Below are 26,557 nucleotides of genomic sequence, written 5' to 3'. Positions count from 1 at the left end.
CATTAAAGACTGAGACTTCGTTGCAGGTGGGGGCCTTCATGTTTCCTTGTCCTTTCGATCGAACCGCGCTTGCGGCCGGGCTGTTCCTGTGCTCGTTCCATCATGCGGCCGCGCAGGAGGCCACCCTGCTTGACAGGCTGGTGGTGGAAGCGGAAAGCGACGACATTCTCGTGCAGGATGGCTATATCGCCAGGCAGGACCGGATCGGCACCAAGGTCGATACCCCGATTGCCGAGATACCGCAGGCAATCTCGGTGGTGACACAGGACCAGATCGAGGACCAGAAACCGCGCACCCTCAACGAGACCCTGGGTTACACGGCGAGCGCCAATCCCAACAGTTTCGGTTTCGACAGCCGTTACGACGCGTTTTATCTGCGCGGCTTCCCGGCCTATTACAATGGAATTTTCCGCGATGGGCTGCGCCAGTACAATGGCCCTTCGGCATGGTTCAAGACCGAGCCCTACGGCATCGAGGGGCTTGCCGTGCTCAAGGGCCCCGCTTCCTCCCTTTACGGCATCAGCGGGCCGGGTGGCATCGTCAACATCGTGACCAAGCGCCCGAAGGAGGAGCGGTTCCGTGAAATCGAGCTGCTCGGCGGTACGCATGAGCGCGGGCAAATGGCGTTCGACTTTTCCGGTCCGCTCGACGAGGAAGGCAGCGTCCTCTATCGCCTGACCGGCCTTGCAAGGCTGTCGGACACGGAGCTTGCCGGCTATTCGGACGACAAGTTCTATCTGGCGCCGGCCATGACATGGCGGCCGGACGAGGACACCAGGCTCACGGTGCTGGGCGAGATTTCCCGATCGGTTACCGGCGGGACCGCCTTCTTCTTCAACCCCGCCTATGGCGAGGTATCGAACATCTACAACGGCGATCCCGCCTGGAACGACTTTACCACGCGACAGGGCCGCATCGGCTACGAGTTCGAGCACCGCTTCAACGACACGCTCACCGTGCGGCAGAATTTGCGTTTCAACGGCGTGGACGCCGATCTGCAGTACAGCGGTCACTATGTCGCCGATCCGGCCACGCCCGACGTGCTGGCGCGCTACTGGGGCCACTACAAGGAGGACATGAGGAACTTCGTCGTCGACAACATGGCGCAGCTCACATTCGATACGGGCGATGTGAGCCATTTGGCGGTCGCCGGCATCGACTATGGCTGGTCCGACTACGAGGCGTACAACGCCATTTCCTATGCTTCGGTGGCGGATATCGCCACGATGCCGCTGTCCTTCTCGGGCAGCCAGACCATGCATCAGCTCGGCATCTATCTCCACGACCAGATGCAGTGGAACGGCTTCACCCTCTTTGCCAGCGGGCGCCACGACTGGGTGGACACCCACAGTGTCGACCATCGAAGGGTGGAAACGGAGAAGACCGACAAGGCGTTTTCCGGCCGTCTCGGCCTTTCCTACCGCACGCAGTGGGGCATTGTTCCCTACATCAATTACTCGACCTCCTTCTCGCCCAATCTCGGCTTCGTCTATGACAGCGTGACTGACGAGAGGCGGGTGGCCAGGCCAACGAAGGGCGAGCAGATCGAGGCCGGCATCAAGTACGAAATCCCCGGCCATGACGTGGTTCTCAACGCGGCGGTGTTCAACATCGACCAGACGGATGGCGTCGTCTATGACGGCACCTTCGACGAGGCCGGCAATCAGCGGCAACGCCAGCTCGACCTGAACGCGCGCGGCCTGGAGCTGGAAGCGGCCGCGACCTTCGACAACGGTTTTGGCCTCATCGCCTCCTACACCTACATGCGCATGAAGATCGAAAAGGGCGTGCCGGGAACGGAAGGCAACGAGCTGTCCTCGACCCCCAATCACATCTTCTCCCTTTGGGGGCACTATCGTTTCCAGGCCGGAGCGCTTGCCGGGCTCGGGCTCGGCGGCGGCGTGCGCTATGTGGGCGAAAGCTATGGCGACGACCTCAATACGATCACCAATGACGACCGTATCTTCGTCGATGCTGCGCTGTCCTACGATTTCGGGATGAAGAATCCCGGGCTCGACGGGTTGATGCTGCAGGTCAATGCCAAGAACCTTCTCGACGAGCGCAAGCCGATCTGCACGGCCGGCAACTGCTACTGGGATGAGGGCCGCTCGGTCTTCGCCAGCTTGCGCTACCGTTTCTGACCATGGCCGCGCCCGCAAGCGTCTCGCCTTCGCCGGCCGTCATCGTGCTGGCAGTTGGCGGTCTGTATGTGGCCCAGAGTGTCATTGGCGGTGTCACCTGGGCGGGTCTTCCCGCCGTCCTGCGCGAGCGCGGACTGGCCCTCGGCAATGTGGGGCTGCTCTCCCTGATCGCGCTGCCCTGGGGCTTGAAGTTTCTCTGGGCGCCGGTGATCGAGCGTTTCAGGCTTCCACCCGTCGGTCGTGACCGGTCAGGCGAGATCGTCATGTGGGGCGGCGGCCTTTCCGTTCTTGGACTGGCCGTCGTGGGGTTTTGGGGCCCGGTGTCGCTCGGCCCGGTTCTTGCCTGCCTGACGGTCGTTGCCCTGGCGACGGCCACGGTCGACATCGCCTGCGACGGATATGCCGTGGAAAGCCTGCCGCGCGCGCAGCATGGTTGGGCCAACGCTGCCCAGGTGGGTGGGGCCTATCTGGGTTCGGCGATCGGCGGCGGGTTGTTTCTGGTTCTCGTGGCAGGCCTCGGCTGGGCGCCGGCCGTCTGGGCGCTGGCCGTACTTCTGGTGCTCCTCGGTGTGCCCTTCCTCCTTCGCTGGCGTGCCACGGCCATCGCCACGCACCGGCCCCATACGCCTTCTCTGGCAGCCGCTCTGCGCCGCCCGGACATTCGCCGCGGCGTGCTTGCCTGCGCCCTTTACGTGCTGGCTCACAAGACGGCCATGATGATGGTCGGCCCCTTCCTCATCGATGCGGGGTTCGATCTTGCAACCGTGGGCCTCGTCAACGGTGCGGGCACTCTGTTTGTCGGGCTGGCAGCGGCGCTCGCCGGCGGAGCATTGGTCCGGGTGTGCGGTGCGCGCGCCGTGCTCGTGTCTGCCCTGGGACTGCAGGCAGCGGCCTTTTTCTTCTTTGCCGCCCGTCATCTTTACCCTGCCATTCCCGCCTCGGCGCTGATTGCCGTTGCGGTCGCCGGTTCTTCCGGCATCATGGCACTCGGTTTCGTCGCCCTCTATGCCCAGTTCATGCACTGGTCCGACCCGCGGCAAGGCGGCATCGACTTTACCCTCTTTCAGTCCACCGACGCATTGGTGAGCATGGTGGGCGGCGTTGTCTCGGGCTACGCCGCGCAGCATCTCGGCTACGGGGTCTTCTTTGCGGGCGCAGGGCTTCTCGCTGCTGCCGCGATTCCGGCGATTGCCCTGATTTGCAGACCGGGTGCCGGGGGTGGTGTCGAAGCTTTGTATCAGGACCGTTCAGCCGCGTTCTTGCCGTCTGGAGAAAGCCGATGAACACGGGTCTTCCCCTGCGCGCCGAAACCGTCATCGCGCTGGCGAGCCCTGGCGACGTCATGGCGAGGTTGCGCGATCATTTCGCCGCCCATGGCGCGGTTTCCGGCGCGCAGGAGAGGTGGTCGGCAGTGCTGGACTTCGGCGTCGTCGAGGTGGTTGCCGGCAAGGGCGACATCCGTTTTCGCGTCGCGGCCGCCGATCCGACATCGCTGGCCTATCTGCAGTGGGGCGTGGCTGAGCGTGTCTCAGGCTTTGTTTCCGGCACGACCCCCGAGATCGTCTGGGAGGGTGGCACAAGGCCCGGCGCGCCGCTGCCCTATTTCAGGCAGATGCGTGTGCTGCGGGCAAGGCAGATCACGCCACGCATGCGCCGCGTCACGCTTTTCGGCAACGATCTTGAGCGCTTCGGTCACGGCGGACTGCATGTCCGCCTTCTGCTGCCGCCTGAAAGGGGCATAAAGCCGGTCTGGCCGGTGATGGGGGCCGACGGCCGTCAGGCATGGCCGGCGGGGCCGCGCCCTCTCAGCCGTGTGTATACGATCCGTCGAATCGACCCCGAAAGAGGCGAGGTCGATATTGATTTCGTTCTTCATGAGGGCGACCAGACGCCCGGCGCCGATTTTGCCCGCCAGGCGGTACCGGGCGACGTTGTCGGCATGACCGGCCCTGGCGGGGGCGAGCCGCGCGCGGCCGCTTGGTACCTGCTTGCAGGCGATGAGACGGCGCTTCCGGCCATTGCGCGCATTCTGGAGGAGATGCCGGCCGACAGGAAGGTCGTGGCCCTCGTCGAGATTGCCGACCATGGTGAGCGCCAGAATCTGCGCAGCCAGGCAGCGGTGGAACTGAGCTGGCTTTCGCGCGAGGGCCGGCCCGCCGGCACGACCACGCTGCTTGCCGATGCGATCAGGGCCATTGACCTCGCCGTCGACGGTTCCGTGTTCGTCTGGGCGGGGTGCGAGCATGCCGCGGCCAGGCAGATCCGCGCCCATCTGCATGATGAGCGCGGCCTGGCGCGCAGCAAGAGCCTGGTGGCTGCCTATTGGCGGCTGGGGCGTGCCGGGGAAGCCGGGCCAACGGGGTGAAGGCGGCCGCCCAGGCGGCCCGCGCCGGTCCGCATTGCCTTCCCTCTCGATTTCCGGGAGCGGCTGTTTCCGAATCTGTTGACGGATTCCGTTGTTGCCGTGCCGGAACCGCCCTCACTTTCCTTCAGGTGAGCGATGCGGGGGGGTCAGAATCGCAGGCCGGTCCCCTACACAATCCACGCCGTGCTCACCGACAACGGCATCGAGCACCGGCTGACCAAGGTGAAGCATCACTGGATGAATGGGCAGGTCGAGCGGATGAACCGCACCATCATGGAGGCCGCCGTCAAGTGTTTCCGCTGCGACGACCACGGCCAGCTCCGTCAGCACCTCCGGGACTTCATCGACGCCTACATTTTCGGGCGCCGGCTCAAGACGCTGAAGGGGCCAACTCCCTACGAACACATCTGCAAATGGTGCACAATGGAGCCCGAACGCTTCAGGCTCGATCCAGGCCATCAAAGCCGCGACTGAACGCCTAGTTGAGCATCGCAAGTCCCGGCAGGAAGAGGGCGGCAGCGGCGGCAGCGAGAGACAGGAAGGTGATGCCGCCCAGGAGGAGGGAGAAGCCGGGCGGAGCGGCGAGCGCGGCCAGGCCGAGCCGCGCCAGGGCATTGGCCGCCAGTGCCGCGAGAACCGCCTGTCCGGCGGCGGAGGAAGTCACTGTGTCGCCGGCCAGGCGAAGTGCGCTCAGCACCGCCACATCCACGTCGAGCGCGCCGGAGAGAGACGAGGTGGCCAGAAGCCCCGTGGGGCCGGCAAAGGCGGCAAGCGCCGCGCTGGCCATCGACACGGCGGCAAAGAGGATTGCAAACAGCAACAACGCCAGCAACTCGAAGGGATTGCGTGTCAGCGCTCCAGACATTTCTTCGCCGTTGCGCAGCAGGAGCATGGTGCCGCAGACACCGAAGCTTACGGCGGCCGCCATGGCCGGTATCGCAAAGCTTGCCAGTACGGGTGGGGCAACGATGAGCGTGACGAACAGCACGCGCAGGATGGAGACCATTGCCGCCAGCGCGGCAGCCCCCGCAAAGGGCGCCCTTCGCTCCGCCTTGCGGGCCGATCGCGCCAGCGCGACCGTCACCGCCGTGGACGAGACGACCGCCCCGGCAATGGCGCTTACGAGCAGGCCGCGGGTTTCGCCCAGGGTGCGCACCGCGACATAGCCGAGAAAGGAGATGGCAGCGATGAGCACGGTGAAGAACCATATCTCCCAGGGGTTCAGCCCGCCCCAGGGGTCGATCGCCCTGTCCGGCAGCAGCGGAAGGACGACCGCCGTCATGACTGCCAGAACGAGGGCGGAACGCAGCTCGATCCATGTGAGGCGCTTGAGAAGCCGGTGCAGGATCTCGCGGCTGGCAAGGACGGCGGCAAGGGCCGCGCCACCGGCTGCCGCGGCGCGATAGTCTCCCTTCACGGCCAGTGCACCGAGCGCAAAGACACCGAGCCCGGCGACCACGCCGGTGACGCTGAAGTCCTCGTCGTGGATGGCTTCCCGGGATTTGTACCACGCGAAGATGGCCGCAAAGGCGAGGAAGGCCACGCCCAGCACCACGCTGCTTCCCATGGCGTCGGACAGGGCCGCGCAAAGCCCTCCGAGCAGGCCGGTAATGCCGAAGGTGCGGATGCCGGCGGTGCGGCTGTGCTCGGGCGCATCGCGCTCCCGCCAGCCCCGTTCCAGACCGACGAGCAGGCCGATGGCGAGTGCAAGCCCAAGCCTTGCGATGAGGTTGTCCATCGCGCCGTCAGCCTGCGGGAGGAAGGTGCTGGCGCACCCATCGCACGATGCGCCCGGTGGACAGGGCGCCCGAAGTGCGGGCGATTTCACGGCCTCCGTGGAAAAGAAGCATGGAGGGAATGGCGCGGATGCCGTGGCGCGCTGCCGCGGCCTGCTCGGCATCGCAATTGAGTTTCAAGGCGTGCACATGCGGTTCGAGCTCGCGCGCTGCCGCTTCGTAGGCCGGCGCCATCGCACGGCAGGGGCCGCACCATGGCGCCCAGAAATCGACCAGCAGGGGAACGGTGCTGCGCGCCACCTGGCGCTCGAGCATCGCAGCATCGACCTCCCGGGCGTGGCCGCTGAAGAGGCTTCTTGCACATCGTCCACATTTGGCTTCGAGCGCCGGGCGATCTGCCGGCAAGCGGTTGACCGAGCCGCAGTGCAGGCAAACGACATGAATCTCGCTCATGGCCTGTCCTCCAGTAACCGATCATTCCAGAATACCCTCTCACTTGTCGAGATCTCGGGACAAGGATCAAGAACTTCCCGTGCTGAACGGCGCTTCCAATCGCCTCATCGGGGCGCAGACCGGCCGGACCTGCGGGAGTTCCGCAACCGCGTTGCCGTATACGCCCTTGTGACTGGCGGGATACACAGGTTTCCATTTAAGTAGAAATCGAATACAAATCTATGTTTTATTTGTAAAATATATATCTGAAACAAAGGTTGATAATAAATCTCTCAATTTGCGTAGTGAGCTGAAAACATATGTGATAGATTTGTATATCCCATATAAAGGGGAAGCCATGCGCAGCGATGACGGGCCCGAGTCTCGCGACCAGTCGGGCGTCGACCCCCCAAAGGGCCTGGCAGGCATCATTCCCGAGCGTCAGACCGATCTGGAGCAGATCGAGATCCCGCAGTTGCAGTTGCCGAAGGGCGGCGGGGCGCTGCGCGGCATCGACGAGAAGTTTGCGGTCAACGCCTCGAACGGGACAGCCTTTCTGACGGTAAGGCTGCCGTTCACGCCAAACCGCGAAGCCTATACGCCGAAGATCGACCTTTCCTACTCCTCTGGGGGCGGCAACGGCCCGTTCGGCATGGGCTGGAGCCTCGGGCTTTCCTCCATCCAGCGCAAGACCGACAGGGGGCTGCCGCGCTACCTCGCCGCGCCGGATGAAGACGTCTTCGTGATCGTCGGCGCGGAGGATCTCGTGCCGGAGCTCGAAGAGCACGCGCCGGGGGACTGGCGCCCTGTCGAGGGCGTGTCCGACGGCTATCGCGTGCGGCGCTACCGGCCGCGGGTTGCCGGCGATTTCGCGCGTATCGAGCGGATCGCCCATGCGGCGCATGGGGAATACTGGAAGGTGACCGACCGCACCAACACGGTGACCATCTATGGCCGCAGCCCCGCCGCGCGCATCGCCGATCCGCAGGATCCCGGCAGGATTTTCCGTTGGCTGCCCGAGTTCAGCTATGACAACAAGGGCAACTGGATTGCCTATTCCTACAAGGCGGAGAACGCCGACAACATGCCGGCCACCGCCGCCGAGGCCAACCGGCTCAACGGGACCGCCCCCTTCACCAACGCCTATCCGAAGCGCATCGCCTACGGCAACCATGCGCCCTATCATCCCGATCCGGCGCGCCCTTTCGATCCCCCGCCGCCGGCCGATCCGGCGTTTCATTTCGAGGTCGTGTTCGACTATGGGGAGCACGATCCCGCCATCCCCGGGCCGGCCGAGACGCCGGGGCTGAGCTGGGACTACCGGGCGGATGCCTTCTCGAGCTTCCGGGCCGGGTTCGAGATCCGCACGGCCCGTCTGTGCCGGCGGGTCCTGATGTTTCATCATTTCCCCGACGAGGCGCTTGGCTCGGGCGTGCTGGTGCGCTCGCTCGATATCACCTACACGCCGGCAACGGTAAACGGCTTCGGACAGGCATCGGCCACCCACCTGACCGCGCTGGAACAGGCCGGCTATATCCGGCGCGCCAATGGCAGCTATGCGCGCAAGGCCGTCCCGCCGCTGGGCTTCGACTATCAGCAGGCCGAGTGGGACATGACAGTGCGCGTGGCGGGCCGCGAGGATCTTGTCGATGCGCCGATCGGGCTCTTTCCGCCCTACCAGTTCGTCGATCTGTATGGCGAAGGGATTGCCGGCATCCTGACCGAAAGCGGCAACGCCTGGATCTACAAGCACAATCGCGGGGACCGCGCCGGCACGGGCCAGCTCTCCTTCGAGCGCGGGCACATCCTGTCGGCGCGTCCCAACCTGTCCGGCCTCAACGCGAGCGAAGTGACGATCGAGGACCTCGACGCCAGCGGCGAGAAGCAGCTTGTTGTCCACGGGCCTCAGGGGGGCGGATATTTCGCCCTTGGGCCTGACGAAGCCTGGGAAGGATTCCGGCCGTTCGAGCAGGAGACCAATCTCGACCTGCGCGATCCGTCGATCCGCCGCATCGATCTCGCCGGCGATGGCAAGCTCGGCATTCTGATCGCCGAGGATGAGGCGTTTCTTTGGCGGGCCTCGCAGGGCCGGCGGGGCTTCAAGGCGGCCGAAAGGGTGCTCAAGGCGCTGAACGAGGAACAGGGCCCGACGGTCGTCTTCTCGGAAAGCCGCCAGAGCGTCTTTCTCGCCGACATGAACGGGGACGGGCTTGCCGACATCGTCCGCATCCGCAGTGGCGAGATCTGCTATTGGCCCAACATGGGCTTCGGGCGGTTCGGCGCCAAGGTCGCCATGTCTGGCGCACCGGTTTTCGACACGCCGGATCGTTTCGATCCCACGAAGCTGCGCCTTGCCGACATCAGCGGCACGGGGGAGGCGGATCTCGTCTATCTGGGGGGCGATGCGGTGCGTGCCTGGCTCAACCAGGCCGGCAATGGCTGGAGTGCGCCTGTCGTGCTCGACGGCATTCCGCCACTGGGGCCTGCCGAGAACCTGCAGGTGGCGGACCTGTTCGGGCGTGGCACGGCCTGCCTTGCATGGTCGTCGAGCCTGCCGGGGCAGGCGCCTTTGCGCTATGTCGATCTGATGGGCGGGCGCAAGCCGCACCTCCTGACGCGCTACATCAACAACATGGGCAAGGAAACGGCGCTCGAATACCGTGCTTCCACCCATTTCTATCTGGCCGACAAGGAGGCGGGCACGCCATGGGTCACCCGCATGCCCTTCCCGGTCCATGTGGTGGCCCGGGAGACGATCACCGAGCATGTCACAGGCGCGCGGCGCAGCTCGACCTACACCTATCACCACGGCTACTGGGACCCCGAGGAGCGGGAATTCAGGGGCTTCGGACGTGTTGACCGCCGCGACAGCGAGGACTACGAGACCTGGCGGCTGAACGCAGCCGGAACGAATCTTGAGCAGTCCCGCGAGCTGTTCCAGGCGCCCACGCTTACCCGCACTTGGTATCATGTCGGTGCCTGGGACCGGCAGGAACGCATCCTCACCCAGTTTGAGGATGAGTATTGGCAAAGCGCCTATCGGCGCGCCTTCCCTGCCGCCCCGCCCGCCACCACGGAGCCGGCGCTGCCCGACGGCCGGATTGTCGCCGCGCCGACCATTGCCGATGCGCAGTTCCTCGACAGGCTCTCCGCCGAGGAGCGGCGCGAGGTTCTGAGGGCGTGCAAGAGCCTGGTCCTGCGGCAGGAGGTCTTCGGATTGGACGCGCCCCGGATGGGCGCCAGCGCGGCTGCGCTTCAGCGGCAGATGATCCCCTATGTGGTCGACACCCACACCTGCCATGTGCAGGTGTTGCAGCCGCGCGGCCCAAACCCCCATGCGGTCTTTGCGGTTGCCGAGGACGAGGCGCTGCGGATGACCTATGAGCGGCGTCTCGACGATCCGCGCATCGAGCACGCGCTCAATCTGGAGATCGACGAGCTCGGCAATGTGTTGCGCAAGGCCAACATCGCCTACGGGCGCGCTCCGGCCCGAGCCGCTGCTGCGGCGGATGTCTTTGCCGCTGAGGCGACGGATTTTTCCGGTCTCGAGGAGGCAGCGCAGCTGCAGGGCGCGTTTGCCGATGCGCTGAGCCGCGCCGAGGCCGTGCAGACCCGCACCCGTATTCTCATCTCGCGCAACCGCTACACAAACGATGTCGATCTGCCCGATGCCTGGCGCACGCGCGTTCCTTCGAGCGTCGAGACCTTCGAGATCAGCGGGCTGTTCCCGGCGGACCGGCTTTTCACCGTCGGCGAGCTGGCCCATGTGCTCGACGATCCGGCAACCCTGGAGGTGCCCTTCGAGGGGCTCTCCGGTGGCGGGGTTTCGCGCCGGCTGATCGAGCACCAGCGCACCCTTTATTACGACGAGGCGGTGTCGGGGCCGCTGCCTTTGCATCAGCAATCCTCCCACGGGCTGATCTATCAGGGACAGGTGGGCGCCTTCACGCCGAGCCTTCTTGCCGCGCTCTACGGCGCGCGTGTTGCAGACCCCGCGGCGGACCTGCCGCCCGGCGGCTACGTGTTTGCCGACGCCATGTGGTGGATACCGACGGGGACCGCGCGCTACCGCCGGCCGGGCGAAACCCTTGCCCATGTGCGCCAGCGTTTCTACCGGCCCGTGGCCTATATCGACCCCTTCGGCTCGGAAACCCAGGTCCGCTATCACAAGGACTACTTCCTGTTCATCGAGGAGACGACCGACGCGGCGGGCAATCGCGTGCGTGTGGAGGCACACGATTTCCGCCTGCTTTCGCCCCTCGTCATCCGCGATGCCAACGACAATCTCTCCGCGATTGTCTCCGACGAACTGGCCCTGGTGAAGGCGCAGGCTTTCCTCGGCAAGGATCTCGATGGCGATGGCGTTGCCGAGCGCGAGGTCAGTGACGACCTTTCCGGCATCCCTGCCGAGAGCGCGGCGGAAGCCGCGCTGGTGCAGGCCGTTGCGACGGGTTCGGACTCGCTGGCAATCGAGGGCGCGGCCCGCCAGCTTCTGGCACACGCCACCATGCGATTTGCCTACGACCTCGATGCGTGGCGGACGCGCGGCGAGCCCGCCGTGGCGGTGACCATCGTGCGCGAGCGGCACCACGCCGCCGACCCCAATTCGCCGATCCACCTGACCTATCAGTACACCGACGGTTCCGGCGCGCTTGCCATGACCAAGACCCAGGCGGAGCCAGGCATGGCGCGCCAGGTCGTCGCCGGCGCCGCGGGTGCGGTGAGCATCGTCGACACCGATACCGCGGCCATGGCTCCCCCGCGGCTGCGCTGGGTGGGCACCGGGCGGCTGGTGCTCAACAACAAGGGCACTCCCGTCAGGCGCTACGAGCCCTATTTCTCAGTGACGCCGGCTTATGAAACGCTGCCGGAACTGGTGGCGACCGGCGTCAGCGCCGTCATGACCTATGATGCGCCGGGCCGCCTGATCCGCACCGATCTGCCCGACGGAACCTTCATGAGGACCGAGTTCGATGCCTGGCAGACCACCGCCTACGACCCCGGCGATACGGTGCTCGACTCGCGCTGGCATGGCGAGCGCGTGGGCCGCCTGATCGACGCCGAGCTTCTGGCGCAGGGCCGCGATCCGGCAACGGAGGAAGATGCCGCACGGCAGGCGGAGATCTATGCGAACACGCCGACGACATTGCTGTTCGATTCCCTTGCCCGTCCGATCCTGTCGCTCGAACATGCAGGCTTTGATGCCGGCGGAAAGGCGCTGCTTTTTGCCACCACCGTTGTGCTGGATGTCGAGGGCAATGTACGCGAGGTGATCGACGCGCGCGGCAACAGCCCGATCGCCTACCGTTATGACCTTGCAGGCCGCCGGCTGGTGCAGACAGCCATGGATGGCGGCAGCCGGTGGATGCTGCCGACCGTCACCGGCAAGCCGCTCATCAAATGGGATCAACGCGGCCATACGCTTCTCTTTGCCTATGATGCCATGCAGCGCCCGCTGCAGGAGAGGCTGCGTGGCGGCGACGGGCCTCTTGCGCTCGATGTGATCGTGATGCGTGCCGCCTATGGCGAGGGCGTGGCCAACGATCGGCAGCGCGGGCTGCGCGGCAAGCTTTTCCGCCGCTGGGATACCGGCGGCATGGCCGAATGGACGGCCTATGACGGCAAGGACAATCCGCTTGAGACGGCGCGCCGCTTTGCCATCGACTATCGCAACGTCGTCGACTGGTCGGGCGATCCTTTCGCGCCGCTGGAGGCCGAGACGCATGTCACCCGCCACAGCTACGACGCGCTGAACCGCGTTACGGAGACGACGGGGCCTGACGGCAGCCGCATCGTGCGCCGCTACAATCCCGGCAACCTGCTTGAGACCGTCGAGGCCACTCCGGCCGGCGGGGCCATGCAGCAGATCGTCACCGACATCGCCTATGACGCACGCGGCCAGCGGCAGGCGATCGGCTACGGCAATGGCGCGCGTACAAGCTATCGCTATGACCCGCTGAACTTCCGTCTCACCGGCCTTTCCACGGTCAAGGGCAACGGTGCCCTGGCACAGGATCTTTCCTATACGCATGATTGCGCCGGCAATCTTACCCATCAGGAGGACCGGGCGATCCCGGCGGTCTTCTTCGCCAATGCCAAGATTGCCGCGCTCAACCGCTATGGCTACGATCCGCTCTACAGGCTTGTCTCGGCGCAGGGGCGGGAGCATGCCGGCCAGCAGGCCAATGGCGATTTCGGCGGTTCCGACAACTGGAACGACGGGCCCTACCGCGTGCAGCATCAGCCGGGCGACGCCATGGCCTGGCGCGCCTACAGCCAGAGTTTCCTCTACGACCCCGTGGGCAACATCAGGCGCCTTGTCCATACCGCGCCGGGCGGCGGCTACACGCGCACCTATGCCTATGAGGGCGCGACCAACAGGCTTGTGTCCACCAGCATCGGCGCGCGAACCTATGTCTACGACCATCACCCGGCGCACGGCTTCATCCGCCAGATGCCGCATCTGGCGGTGATGGCGTTCGGCTTCCGGGACGAACTGGTGGCAACGGCGCGACAATCGGTGGCAGCGGGAACGCCGGAGACGACCTATTACGTCTATGATCATGACGGCCTGCGCATCCGCAAGGTGACCGACAGCGCCGCGGGGGCAGGCGCCCAGCCGGCCCGCAAGGAGGAGCGGCTCTATCTCCCGGGGGTGGAAATCTACCGCAGCCATGCAGGGGCCACGGCGGGCCTTGAGCGGCGAACGGTCTCGGTGACGGACGAGCGCGAGCGCGTGGCGTTGATCGAAAGCCGCAATGGCGTGAACGACGGAACGCCGGCCGAGGTGACGCGGTACCAGCTTTCCAATCACCTCGGCTCCTCGGTGATGGAGCTCGATGCGCTTGGGCAAACGCTGAGCCACGAGGAATATCACCCCTATGGCACGACTGCCTATCAGGCGATGGGTGCCGTCCTCGTGGTCGCCGTGCGGCGCTATCGCTACAGCGGCATGGAGCGCGACGAGGAAAGCGGCCTTTCCCATCACAATGCCCGCTACTACTGCCCATGGCTGGCACGATGGACAAAGCCGGACCCCGCCGCGCTCAGGGACGGGATCAACGACTATCAGTATGTTTCGGGCAATCCGATCCGGCTTGCCGATCCGAGCGGGCGTGATGGATGGGATCGTTTTCTTGGCGGCGTCAAGATGGTGGGCGGCGCATTGGAGACGGTGGCCGGTGGCGCGCTCGTCGTGGCGGGTGTCGCAACCTCCGAATTCGGGGTCGGCGTGGCGCTGATTGCCGCCGGCGGGGTGGTCACCGCCCATGGCGCTGACGTGACGGTTTCCGGCGCGCGCACCATGTGGAACGGAGAGCAGGTCGATACACTGACCTCGCAGGGCCTGCAACATGCCGGCATGAGCCGCTCGGCGGCCAACCTGACCGATGCGGGGATCAGCATCGTCGGCTCGCTGGGCGCCTCGGCGATCACCCGCGCGCCGACGGTTGCAGCCTCGGTGGCGGGCAGCGCGGATGAAGCGGCGACCGCAGCCCCCACGGTGGCACGCGCCGTCACGGGCGGTGCGGACGAAGCGGCCAGCAGCGTGACCCTGGCCTTCAAGCCTGGCCTGCCGACCGGTCACAACATGGTGGGTGTGACCACGGAAGGCACCACCACCTGGTCGCATCTGGTGGTGGGCAGCCTCGACGAGGTGTCGGGCGGCATGTCGCGTGTCGCCTCTCCCGGCACGAATGCAACCGTCGTCGCCTCGCGCGGGGGGCCGGCCAGCGGCTACCTGACGGTGACGGTGCCCGTCACCCAGGCCCAGGCGCAGGCGGCGCGCGCTTTCACGGTGGCGGCCGAGGCAGGTGGCGGCAATGCCGGTCTCTACAGCTATCTGGGCAACAACTGCACGACCTACGCAACATCGGTGCTGCGGGAGGCGGGTGTGGTGGCACCTTCGCTCAGCACGCCAAGCACGGCTTTTGCCGTCACTGCGCTGCAGTCCCCGCAGGTGGTGACACCGATCGCCCAGGCAAGCGCGGGACTTGCGGCCGTCACGGCAGTCGGTTCGCAGGTGACAAGCGAGCCCGAGGTCTCAATCAGCATCGAGCCGCCGGTCAGCGAAGCGCCCATTCTGTTCAGCGAGGAGCCGGCGGCCTCCTACAGCAGTCAGCCGGAGCAGACATACGCCACGGACGAGTCGGAATACGGCGTCTGCGTCGCAGAGGGTTACTACGATACCGAGGAGCAGGTCTGTTACGCCCATTGACGTCTGTCTGCCCCGCTCTCGATCGAAACCGCTCCGCAACGGCCGGAGCAAACAGTTGGGGAATGAGCTATGGACACGATCCTTTCCGGCCGCCTTGTGGCCATCGGTGGCGCGACGGGTCTGACGAATGCGCGCGTCGAGGCGTGGAACCCGGCAGGACCGGTCCGGGTGGGGGCGGGCCTGGTCAGGCGCGGCGGGGTTTTCTCCATCGTCCTGCCCGAGAGCACCGTCGCGATGCTGAAGGAAAGAAGGCAGCCGCTGGAGCTTCGGGTCGTCCATCAGGGCAGCTTCGTACGGGTCGAGCCGCCGGTGCGCTGGCAGCCGGGGGACAAGCCGGACGGGCTGGCGCTGCATGCCGCGCTCGACCGTGAAGGCAGGCAGGTGGACGGGGGGCGCTGTGTGTTCGGGCGGGTGACGGTGGGGCCGAGGAAGCGGCCCGCCTCAGGCGTGATTGTGCGCGCCTTCGACCGGGGCCTGCGCGAGGAGCAGCTTCTGGGCGAGGCGAAGACGGGCAGGGACGGCCGCTACGCCATCGGATACCGCCGCGATGCCTTCGCGCATGCCGAAAAGGATCGCGCCGATCTTCTGCTGCGTGTCTATGACGGCCGTGGCAAGACCCTTCTCCACGAGCCACGGGTCGAGGAGCTCGTCTACAATGCGCGCGCCGAGGAGCGGGTCGACATCGAGCTCAGGCGGGAAGTACCGCAAGCCGAAAGCGAGTTCGAGCGTCTGCTGGCCCTGCTGAAACCGCTTCTTGCGAAGGTCGATCTTCACGATCTGAAAGAAACGCGCCAGACCCGCGACATCACCTTCCTGGCCAGGGAGACGGGCACCCCGCCTGCCAGGCTCGAACATCTCGTCCTCGCCCACCGCATGGCAAGACAGACCGGAGCGGCGGCGGAGGTGTTCTATGCGCTGCTCAGGATGGACACGCTGTTGCCGGCCCGGCCGGTGCCCGACCGGCCGATGCGCCTTGCCATTGCAATCAACGACGACACCCACAGCCTGCTTCTGGAGGCGGCACTCGTCGATGCAAAGGCGATCCGGCGCGACGTGGCGGCGGCCACCAAGAGCGGCATCGTGCCCGCCGGCACCGGGCGCAAGGTGCGGCCGGTTCTCGACGCTCTGGCAAGGCTGCGACCGGAGGCCGAGAAGGCGCAGACGGAGGTGCTGCCGGATCGGCTGCTCGCGATTGCCGAGCGTCTTGCGGCACGGCCGGAGACGGTCAAGAGGCTTGTCGCGCTTGCCGGCGCGAAGGGGAACTTCTCGGATTTTCTCGAAGCCGCGACCAGCGCGTTTATGGATGAGGAGCAGGGGGCGCGCGGACATGCAGCCGCACCTGCGGCGCGGCGCAGAAGTGCGAGACTGGCCGCCAGTGTCGGGCCCAAGCGCCTTACCCTCGAAGCCGTTGCCGCCGCCAACCGGATGAGCGAGGCCCGGCTTGCCGCGCTGAGCCCGGCCCAGTGGCGGGAGGCCATGCGCAAGGCCGGCGTATCCGACCGCGAGGCCGACCTGCAGGCAAGGCGGCTCCAACGCGAGGCGGAGGCCCGGCAGCCGACGGCGGCGGTTCTCTCCCGGTTGCAGCGCGGCACGATGACGCTGCGCGCCACGGCCCCCACAATCGAGATCCTGAAGCGGCACGCGGACATTGACCTCAGGAGCGCCAATCTCGACAAGTTCTTTGCCGAACACCGGCTGACCGGCAGCCGGGAACGCAAGGTTCTTGGCGATCTCAAGAAGGTGCAGCGGGTCATGAAGCTCGCGCCCGATCTTGAGCGGACGGAAAAGCTTCTCGCCCAGCGCATCGGCGCTGCCTCTGACATCGTGGCAAGCGGCCGATCGCGCTTCATGGGGGTGATCGCGCCGAGGGTGGGCCTGTCGCGCAGCGAGGCGCGGACGGTCTTCGAACGCGCCCAGACCGTGCATGCGGCGACCCTGATGATCGCCGGCGAGATACAAAGCGCGACCGCACCCGCGCCGGCGGCCGCGGCGGCGGGGGACCTGGCCGCGCTCACCGCCTCGGCAAGCGTCGATTTTCCCAATCTCGCTTCGCTGTTCGGCCAGGCCGACCATTGCAAGTGCGCGCATTGCCGGTCGGTTTTCTCGCCGGCGGCCTATCTCGTCGAGCTGCTCGAATTTCTCGACAAGCGCGACATGGTGGATCTGACCCAGTCGCCGCCGGTCCACGTGAACATGGCCAAGGATGTCTTCCTGTCGCGGCGTGGCGAGATTGCCGATCTCGACCTGAACTGCGAAAATGCCGAAACGCCTCTGCCCTATATCGACATTGTCTGCGAGCTTCTCGAAGCGGAGGTCGCGCCTGATCCGGGGGTGCCTCACAACGGGGCGCTGACCGCCGGGGTGGCGCCGGCGGCATTGCTTGCCACCCTGCGCGCCGCGGGCTGGGAGATCGGCGACACGGCCATCCTCCAACCCCCGGATATCCACGGCAATCTGATCCTCAGGGATGCCGGCCTTACCGCCAAGCTCGTCAACCAGGGGGGCAATGCCTGGCGTGTCTTCCGCCTGCGTCAGACCCATGGGCTGGCGGCCGATCTGAGTGCTGCGCCGGAATATGTCAACGCGGCGGCCTATGCCATCCTGGCTGGCGCCAACTACGCCTTCACGCTGCCCTTCGATCTCAATCATGCCGAGGCGAGCGCCTATTTCGAGCGTTTCGGGCTTCAGCGTACCGCGCTCATGCGCGATTTCGCGACCGGCGGAGCGCCGGCGCCGCACGAGATCGCCGCGGAGGGCCTGGGGCTTGCCGATGCGATACGGGCGCTGATCGTTGCGCCGAATCCGGCGGGACAGGGCAGCATCTGGGCGCTGCCGCCGGCCAGTGTCGTGGCCGACATGAGCGTGGTCAAGACCATGCTCGACAAGACCGGACTTTCCTACGAGGCGCTCGACCGGCTGTTGCAGATGCGCTTCGTCGATCCTGCCGGCACGCTGTTCATTCGCCACCTCGATCTGAGCTGCGATCTGGCGAAGAAGGAGGTCGCGGGCCTCGATGCGGCGGCGCTCGACCGCATTCACCGTTTTCTGCGCCTGCAGCGGGCGACGGGCTGGGCCGACGTCGTGCTCGACGAAGCGTTGGTGCAGCCCAATCTGGGCAATGGCACGCTCGACAATGCGGCGCTGGTGCGCATCGAGGCGCTGCAGCGCCTTGCCGGACGCACGGGCATGAAACCGGAGGAGCTCACCGCCTGCTTCGGGGAAATCAGACATGCGCTTCTGACCGGCTCCGATGCCTTGCCGATCTACCATCGCATCTTTCTGAACAAGGCGACGCTGGGACATGTCGAGGACGGACTGAAACCCGAGGCGGTCGGAGCAGGGGGCACCATTGCGCCTCTGGCCCCGGCGCTGGCGGCGATCCTGAAGCTGACGGCGGAGAATTTCGAGCGCCTGCGCAGTGCCTTGACCGATGACCAGCTCACCTTCGCCAATCTAAGCCGGCTTTATGCGGCCGCGCGGCTGTGCGACCGGCTGAAGCTTTCCGCCGCCGACCTGCTCACCCTCATGGCCCGAACGGGGATCGATCCCTTCGCGGCTCCGCAGAACATGCTCGATCTTCTCGATGAGCTCGACCGGGCGCGTGCGGGCCCGCTCAAGATCGCGGAGATGCCGTTCATGCTGGAGCATGCGGGCGAGCTGCTTGCCGTTCGCGAAACCACCGACGCGAAGATTGCGGAGCTGTTGGCCGGCCTGCAGGCTGCCTATCAGGCTGCCTTCGCGGACACGCGCTCGGCCTTCGACCCCGACCGGACGGCCGACGAGCTGCGCGCGCCGATCAAGGACGCGCTGTTGCGCCTGCCGGGTTTCTCCGAGGATGCGGCGAACACGGTTCTGCGGATGTATGATGCGGACTGGAGCTCGCCGCCGGAGCCCGCGGCGGCTGCAACACTTGGCCAGTTGCTGGGGGGCTATTTCGATACGGCCGGTGTGGCGGCCGCGCAGGCGGCGGTGGCTGCGGCTGCGCCCGGAGCAGCACTCGAGGCCGCCCGCCTTGCCATGGCCGACACGCTGCTGGCAGCCGTCGCGCGCCATCTCCACGCGCTGGCCAAGGGACAGGCGCTGGCCGAGGCGCTCGCGGCCTTCTCGCGGCAGGACGCCGAGCTTGTCACGACCATTCTCGAACGCGCCGTGCTTGGCCAGCCGGGGCCGGCCACGCCCCGCATTGCCGATGTTCTGAGCGATGACGCTCTGATCGACACGGCCGGCGATCCGCCGGTGCCGCCGGCAATCAATCAGGCCGCCTTTCCAGACCAGTTCCGCGCCGTGCGCCTGTTGCACAAGCTCCTGCCGCTGGCGCGTGCCACCGGCCTCGCCCTCGATGAGCTGGGATGGCTGATCGACAATGCAACCGCGATGGGGTGGGTGCGGCTCGATGCGATCCCCTACGAGGCCGGGCAGGTTGCCGTCAGCCATGCCGAATGGGATCAGCTTGCCCGCATCATTACCCTGTTCAAGGCGTTTCCGCCGACGCCGAACCCCGCCGATCCGGCCCTGCCGGTCACCTTTGCTGCCACGCTTCAGCTGCTTCTGCCCGGCAGTGCGACCACGCGGGCCGCCTGGCTCGACGCGGTGGTGCGGCTGACCGGCCATGACCGCCAGACACTCGACGACCTCGACAGTCATTTCGGCTGGTCGGCGGTCAATCTCGACGCATGGCGGCTGCCGCAAACATGGGAGGCGTTGCGCCGCTGCATGGGGCATCTGCGGCTTCTGGGCGGCACGGTGGCCATGGTTCAGGCCTGCGTTCAGCCCGTCCTGGGCGCGGCCGAGACGGCGTCGCTGCGCGTTGCGCTCAAGGCACGCTATGCCGAGTCCGTCTGGCTTACGACGCTGGCGGAAATCACCAATGCGATCCGCCCGAAGAAGCGCGATGCGCTGGTGGCATTTCTTCTTGCGGAGCGGCCGCAATGGACGACGCCCACCGATCTGTTCGATCATTTCCTGATCGATGTGGAGATGGAAGCCAAGATGCCGTCCTCGCGCATCGTCCAGGCGCACGGGGCGCTGCAGCTTTTCATCGAGCGAAGCCGCATGGGACTGGAGCCGCAGGCGGCCGCCGACACCGCCGACACGGGGTGGGAACAGTGGAAATGGATGCGCAACTACCGGGTCTGGGAGGCCAATCGCAAGGTCTTCGTCCACCCGGAGAACTGGATCGAACCGGAGCTGCTTGACGACAAGTCGACGCTTTTCCGGGCGCTCGAGGAAGAGCTGCTGCAGAACGAGGTCACCGAACAGTCCACCGAAGATGCCTTTATCCGCTATCTCGAAGGGCTCGACGGGATCAGCTTCCTAGAGGTGGTGACGGTCTATCATCAGGCTGATATCCACACCATGCATGTTTTTGCGCGCACCAAGGGTGGCGACCCGGCGCAATATTATCACCGCCGCCTTGTGAAGGAGCGCTACTGGACGCCGTGGATGCCGGTCGAGCTCGACATCACGAGCGACAGCCTGCTTGCCTTCGTGCGAAACAACAGGCTGCACCTGGCCTGGCCTGTTGTCAGCGAGGAGACCAATCCCGACCAGGATGTCACGACACCGGGCGTCTCGGAATCACCCAGCAGCGGGCCGATGCAGAATCCCGAGGCGCGGCTGCGGATCCAGCTTGCCGTCAGCGAATATGCCAACGGGCTGTGGAAGCCGCGAAAGATCTCGCAGGATGCCATCGTCTCCCCGGAGAGCTTTACCACCGATCCCGATGCGCTGGACCGCAAGCGGTTCAATCTGCTCTACAACCAGTTCTCGGACCAGATCTGGCTGTTCCACACCGCTCTCGACAACGACTGGGAGCATCACACGCTCGACGGCATCTTCGATGTCACGGGCTGCAAGGGCTATCCCGAGGTTCGATCCACGGGCAAGACCTATCTGCCGGACTTCTATCCCGACTACAAGGACAGCCTCCTGCAGAGGCAGCGCTATTTCGAGGTCGGCCAGGATCAGGCCGACACGCTCGCCATCCGCAACATGATCACCTTCTGGGGGCATGTGGTGCGCTTCGACAAGACGCCTGGCTGGTTCCGTGTCACGCACCCCCATCAGTTCACGCTGATCGACCTCATCTACGTGCTGATCCAGATCTGGTTTGCCAATGCCTACAAGACATCCGTGGCGGTCTACGAGCGTTCGCTGAAGCTGCCACTCGGCACCTGGCTTCCCTATTTCTTCGAGGATTCGGCGCGTGCCTATGTGATCGTCCCAGGGCTCTACGCGCGGCGTGGCCAGCCCCAGGCGCGGCGAACCTTCTCGGATTTTCTGCAGCTCATCCAGGACATCATCGCGCTCGTCGCGAAGTATGTGGCGAAGCTCAGCGCAAGCCCGGCGCCCGATCCTGCCGATGTGATGGACGAACTGGCGGCCGATCCCGCATTCCTGCACATTCGCGACGAAATCGCGCTCTATCGCGAGCTCGATTTCGGCGAGCAGGTGAAGAATCTCTATCACCCGCTGATCTGCCCGCTGCGTGCCACGCTCTACAAACATGGCGTGGGCGAGATGATGAAGCGCGGCAACCAGCTTCAGCAGACGGACTTCAAGTTCGAGACGACCTTTGCGCCCAATACGGCGGTCATCGTCGAATCCTATCCGGTGGAGGATGTGGATTTCACCTCCGACGGCAGCTACAGCCTCTACAATTGGGAACTGTTCTTCCATGCCCCGCTGATGATCGCCAAGCGGCTTGCCTCCGAGCAGCGGTTCGAGGAGGCGATGGTGTGGTATCATCGCATCTTCAACCCGACGGGAACGCTGGAGGGGGCGCCTCCCCAGAAATACTGGGTTACCAAACCGTTCTACCAGACGACGGACGCCCAGTATGTCGCGCAGCGCATCGACAATCTGCTGACCAATGTCGCCGATCCGGCAAGCCCCGAGCGGGCCGATCTCGAATTTGCGATCGAGGAATGGCGGACACGGCCCTTCCGCCCGCATGTGGTGGCGCGCTTCCGCACCGTTGCCTATCAGCGCGCCGTGGTGATGGGCTATATCGGCACGCTGATCGACTGGGGCGACTATCTTTTCCGCCAGGACACGATGGAGTCGATCACACAGGCGACACAGATGTACGTTCTGGCGGAGAAACTCCTGGGCGAAAGGCCCCGAACGGTCGCTTCGCCCGTCGAGACGGGCGCCCAGACCTATGCCCAGCTGGTTGCCGACCTCGATGCCTTCGGCAATGCGCTCGTCGAACTCGAAAATTACCTGCCGGATCTCGGCGTGCTTCCCGAGGAAGGGGCGGAGCTGCCGCCGCCGCCGGTGACGCTGTCCAGCCTCTATTTCTGCGTACCGCCCAACGAGAAGATGCTTTCCTATTGGGACACGGTGGAGGACCGCCTGTTCAAGATCCGCAACAGCCAGAACATCGACGGCGTGGAGCGGGTTCTGACGCTTTTTGCGCCGCCCATCGACCCTGGCATGCTGGTGCGCGCGGCGGCGGCCGGTCTTGACCTGTCCGCCATCCTTGCAGGCATGAACGCGCCCCTGCCGGCCTATCGGTTTCATGTTCTGGCCCGCAAGGCCACCGAGCTTGCCGAGGAGGTGCGCCAGCTTGGCAATGCGCTGCTGGGCGCGCTCGAGAAGAAGGATGCCGAGGCGCTTGCCCTTCTGCGCAACGACCTCGAGGTCAAGCTCCTGAAGGCGCAGCGCGACCTCAAGCGCATGGAGATCGACGCGGCACAGGAGCAGATCGAGGCGATCAGGCGCAGCCGTGAGGTCACGAAGGAACGGCACGACTTCTATTCCGCCTTCGAGCGGATCAATGCCAAGGAGCAGCTCAATCTCGACAAGCTCGGGGAGGCGCAGGCCTATCAGGTCGGGGCCGGCGTCGTGCGCGCCACGGGGGCCGTGCTGGGCATCATTCCCGACTTCTCCTTCGGCGGACATGGCGCGGGCGGCTCGCCGGCAATCCATGCCACCTTCGGCGGCTCGACGCTCGCCACGGTGGCCGAGGCTGCGGCGACCGTTCTCAACATATTGAGCGGCATTGCCTCCTACGAGGCAACACGCGCCGCCACGCTCGGCGGGTTCGACCGGCGCGCCGACGATGCCGGCCTGCAGGCAAGGACCAGCGCCCTCGAGATGGGGCAGATCGACCAGCAGATCGTCGTTGCCGAGCTGCGCCGCGACATCGCCGAAAAGGACCTTGCCGTCCACGACGTGCAGATTGAAAACGCCGAGAAGATCTCCAAGACCTTGAGCGAGCGCTATACGAACGCGGAACTCTACCAGTGGATGATCAACGAGACGACGTCGGTCTACTACCGTGCCTATCAGCTTGCCTACGACACGGCCAAGAAGGCCGAGCGCTGCTTCCAGCATGAGCTCGGCACCTCGGAGACATTCCTGGCCTTTGGCTATTGGGACAGCCGCAAGAAGGGGCTGCAGACCGCCAACAAGCTGCTGCACGACATAAGGCGCATGGAAGGGCGCTATCTGGAGATCAACCGCCGCGAGTACGAGGTTACCAAGCACGTGTCGCTGCGCCAGCTCGACCCGCTGGCGCTCGCCCGTTTCAAGTCGACGGGCGTGTGCGACTTCGAGATTCCCGAGGCGCTCTACGACATGGATCATCCGGGGCATTATTTCCGGCGTATCCGCACGGTCGCGGTGTCGATTCCGTGCGTGGCCGGGCCCTATTCCTCGGTCAGCGCGCGGCTGACGCAGGTCGCCAATCGCTACCGCGCCTCGACGGCGCGCGCGGCCGGCGCCGGCACGCCGAAGGAGGAGTATGAGGAGGCGGTCGGCAACGACGCGCGCTTTGTCTACAATGTCGGCACCAGCCAGTCGGTGGCCACCTCCTCGGGCCAGAACGATGCCGGCCTCTTCCAGCTCGATTTCCGGGACGATCGCTATCTGCCCTTCGAGGGAACGGGCGCCATCAGCGCCTGGCGGCTGGAGTTGCCCGACGTCATTCGCCAGTTCGACTATTCGACGATTTCAGACGTCATCATCCATGTGCGCTATACGGCACGGGAGGGCGGCAGCACCCTCAGGCAACTGGCCAGCACCACGCTCAAGGAGAAGCTGCAGGAAATGCGTCAGGGCCTCGGCAAGACGGGGCTGCATGTCGTCGTCGATCTCAAGCGCGACCACTTCAATGCCTGGCATGAGCTGAAGTCCACCGGCGCGACCAATCTGACCATCTCCGGCGACAGGCTGCCGTACTTCACCCAGCCGTTGGGCCCGGTTCTGGGCACTGTCACCCTGCTGGCGGGCGTGGCGGGCAAGCCGGCCAGCTTCACCGTGGGTCTCGACGGCAGCAACGTGAACCTCAATCTCTCCTCCGAATGGGGCCTCAACCTTGCCGATCACGCGGGGCTTGCGCTCGATACGCCGGTGGCCCTCACCGTACCGCCGGCGCAGGTCTCCAGCCTTGAGGAGTTGAGCTTTGTCCTGAAGGTCGATTTCCCATGATCCGGCGAGGCAGCCAGACCCCCGGTCCGACATGCCCCAGGTGCGGCGCGCCGCTGCCCGCGACGAAGCGATGGCTGGGGCTCGTCCGCCGCTATGGCGAGCGCTGCCAGCGCTGCGGCGCAAGACTGGGCTACGACCTGGCCGGCGGCGTCCACGTGATCGAAACGGAGGATGAGGAGACGCACGGACAGCGCCGCGGCGAATGAGGGGGGCGACGGAGAACACGCTCCGGCCCTGGACCGGTTCATCGTTTCATTGAAACGCTGATCCGGTCCAAATCTTTGTTTTTGCCGCATTTGTGCGACGCCAGATGATTCCATCTGGCTGCAAAATACTTTAGGCGTCGCAAGGGTTGAGTGGCGGGCTGGCGTCATGCGCGACGTTGTGCCGAATTAACGGGTTCCAGTTTTCATCACGTCGTTTTCAATTGGAATGGCTGGGGTGAGGCGGGCGGGGTCCTGGCAACGGTTCTTCGGGTTATTGTGGGGTTATATTGCCAAGTCCGGCCGAGATCGCATCCTGCCGTCTCAACAACAGTGAGGCCATCCACGGCCGTGAGGAAAGTCTCCCTGCCGACGGTGAACAGCACAGATCAAAAGCGAACGGCGGGCTGCAGCCCGCCGTGCTTCTCGACTACGAGAATTTTGTGCACTTGAAGTGCTTGTTAACGGGTGGCGCTCGATCTCTAAGCGGCTAAGCTTTGGTCACCCTACCTCAAATAATACGCATTCATCTTGTCATTGCAAGTGATTGTTGTGTTATTGTTCCCTTAGGCGGATTAAAGCTTGGGGGAGCCATGTCTCAGGGATATCGCCTCGGTCTTGATCTCGGCACCAATTCGATCGGCTGGTGTGCTGTTCTGTTGGACGGGGACGGCGCGCCCTGCGGCGTTCTCGACGGAGGCGTGCGCATTCTGACGCCGAACGAGGCAGCCGGCAGGGACCCGCAATCGAAGCAGTCGCTTTCTGCCGACCGGCGTGCCGCGCGGGCCATGCGCAGGCGGCGCGATCGCTTCCTGCGTCGTCAGAAGCGGCTGATGGAAACACTGATCGGGGCCGGGCTGATGCCGGCCGATGAATCCGAGCGCAAGGCGCTGGAAAAGCTCGATCCTTACTGGTTACGGGCCGCCGCCCTCGACGAACGCCTTGACCTCTACGAGATCGGCCGGGCGATCTTTCATCTCAACCAGCGCCGTGGCTTTTTTTCAAACCGTATCGCCGATGCCGATGAGAGTGAGAAGAGCGCCATGAAGGCAGGCATGCGCGCCCTTGAGGTTGCACTCAATGAGGCGAAGGCACGCACGCTGGGCGAGTTTCTGGCCCGCCGGCATGGTTGCGACCGAGCCGGCCACCGCTTGGATGGACTCGGGCGCCGGCTGGGCAGGAAGAACGGCAACGGCTCGCCGGCTTCGCGGCCGGAGGGCGTCCGCTTCCGCCCGCACGCGCAGGGCAACAGGATTCTCTACGATTTCTATCCGACGCGGGGCATGATCGAACAGGAGCTGGAGGAAATCTGGAAACAGCAGAAGCAGCACCACCCGGAACTGACGGATGATCTGCTCAAGCGGCTGAAGCGCATCATCATCGCGCAACGGCCGCTGAAGAAACCGCTGGTTGGGCGCTGCACCTTCCGCCCCGAGGAAGATCGCGCGCCACGTGCGCTGCCGCTCTTTCAGCGGTTTCGCATCCTCTCCGAGATCGCGGCGCTGGAGGTGGAGCGCCCGGGTCGGCCGTCACGCAAGCTCAGCCTGCAGGAACGCGACGCGCTGGCAAACCTTCTGTCTCAACAGACGTCGACCGTCACGTTCGAGAAGGTGCACAGGGCGCTGAAGCTTACCGACGACGCGCATTTCAATCTGGAGCGTGGCGGGCGCAAGGGACTGGACCCCGACAGGACGGCGGCTGTTCTGGCCAAGACAGGAAAGGGCGAAAGCTTCGGCAAGGCGTGGCGCGGCCTCTCGCGCGAACGCCAGAACGAGATTGTCGAAAAGCTGCTCACCGAGCCCGATGAGGAGGCGCTGGTCGAATGGCTGGTCGAGGAATGTGGTCTCCCGGAGGAAGCCGCTATGGCCGCCAGCAGCGCCCATCTGCCGCAGGGGCACGGCCATATCGGTCGCTCGATGCTTGCCGATTTGCTCGACGTGATGGAGAACGAGCACAAGGAGATGGCATGAATGGGCTGTGAGCGGCCAATGATCCTGATGCGGTTAAGGTGTTGGGAGAGGCGGATAGGC

Annotated in this window: 9 protein-coding genes and 1 pseudogene; 8 read left to right on the top strand and 2 right to left on the bottom strand. The window is 65.3% G+C overall.

Annotation, left to right across the window (positions count from 1 at the left end; translation table 11 throughout):
* Positions 1-38 precede the first annotated feature (38 nt).
* From NYR58_RS02365 to NYR58_RS02350, 4 genes and pseudogenes are all read left to right on the top strand, one after another.
* Positions 39-2,141 carry a TonB-dependent siderophore receptor gene (locus tag NYR58_RS02365; protein WP_261518867.1) on the top strand — a complete coding sequence of 701 codons (2,103 nt, stop codon included), beginning with the start codon at positions 39-41 and terminating at the stop codon, positions 2,139-2,141.
* A 2-nt stretch (positions 2,142-2,143) separates the two neighbouring features.
* Entirely contained in the window at positions 2,144-3,424 is a 1,281-nt protein-coding gene (locus NYR58_RS02360) for an MFS transporter (protein ID WP_261518866.1), read from the top strand.
* Positions 3,421-4,506 (top strand): siderophore-interacting protein, encoded by a 1,086-nt coding sequence (locus NYR58_RS02355; protein WP_261518864.1) that lies wholly within the window; start codon positions 3,421-3,423, stop codon positions 4,504-4,506. The genes NYR58_RS02360 and NYR58_RS02355 overlap by 4 nt, the downstream gene beginning before the upstream one ends.
* Positions 4,507-4,668: 162 nt before the next feature.
* Positions 4,669-4,980 (top strand): annotated as a pseudogene (locus NYR58_RS02350) (IS481 family transposase); the annotation flags it as partial.
* Between the two features lie 4 nt (positions 4,981-4,984).
* On the opposite strand, the gene NYR58_RS02345 reads toward NYR58_RS02350, so the two are convergent.
* Positions 4,985-6,244, bottom strand: coding sequence for an MgtC/SapB family protein (locus tag NYR58_RS02345; protein WP_261518862.1), 1,260 nt, complete (start codon positions 6,242-6,244; stop codon positions 4,985-4,987).
* A 7-nt stretch (positions 6,245-6,251) separates the two neighbouring features.
* Complete coding sequence (gene trxC, locus NYR58_RS02340; RefSeq protein ID WP_261518861.1) at positions 6,252-6,695, bottom strand: thioredoxin TrxC; 444 nt, start codon at positions 6,693-6,695, stop codon at positions 6,252-6,254.
* Positions 6,696-7,032: 337 nt separating this feature from the next.
* Here trxC and NYR58_RS02335 point away from each other — a divergent pair, with 337 nt between their 5' ends.
* The 4 genes from NYR58_RS02335 (at position 7,033) to cas9 (ending at position 26,497) form a co-directional block, all read left to right on the top strand.
* Entirely contained in the window at positions 7,033-14,889 is a 7,857-nt protein-coding gene (locus NYR58_RS02335; RefSeq protein WP_261518860.1) for a SpvB/TcaC N-terminal domain-containing protein, read from the top strand.
* 69 nt (positions 14,890-14,958) lie between these two features.
* Positions 14,959-24,324: a Tc toxin subunit A-related protein gene (locus NYR58_RS02330; protein ID WP_261518859.1), complete on the top strand. Its 9,366-nt coding sequence runs from the start codon at positions 14,959-14,961 to the stop codon at positions 24,322-24,324.
* Positions 24,321-24,530: a hypothetical protein gene (locus NYR58_RS02325; protein ID WP_261518854.1), complete on the top strand. Its 210-nt coding sequence runs from the start codon at positions 24,321-24,323 to the stop codon at positions 24,528-24,530. The genes NYR58_RS02330 and NYR58_RS02325 overlap by 4 nt, the downstream gene beginning before the upstream one ends.
* A gap of 590 nt (positions 24,531-25,120) precedes the next feature.
* Positions 25,121-26,497, top strand: a complete 1,377-nt coding sequence (cas9, locus tag NYR58_RS02320) for a type II CRISPR RNA-guided endonuclease Cas9 (protein ID WP_261518852.1) — start codon at positions 25,121-25,123, stop codon at positions 26,495-26,497.
* Positions 26,498-26,557 lie beyond the last annotated feature (60 nt).

Origin of the sequence: Chelativorans intermedius (genome assembly GCF_025398255.1) — a bacterium.
Lineage (GTDB): Bacteria > Pseudomonadota > Alphaproteobacteria > Rhizobiales > Rhizobiaceae > Chelativorans > Chelativorans intermedius.
Note: the sequence above shows the minus strand (reverse complement) of the source record. Positions and strands in the feature narration are given on the sequence as shown.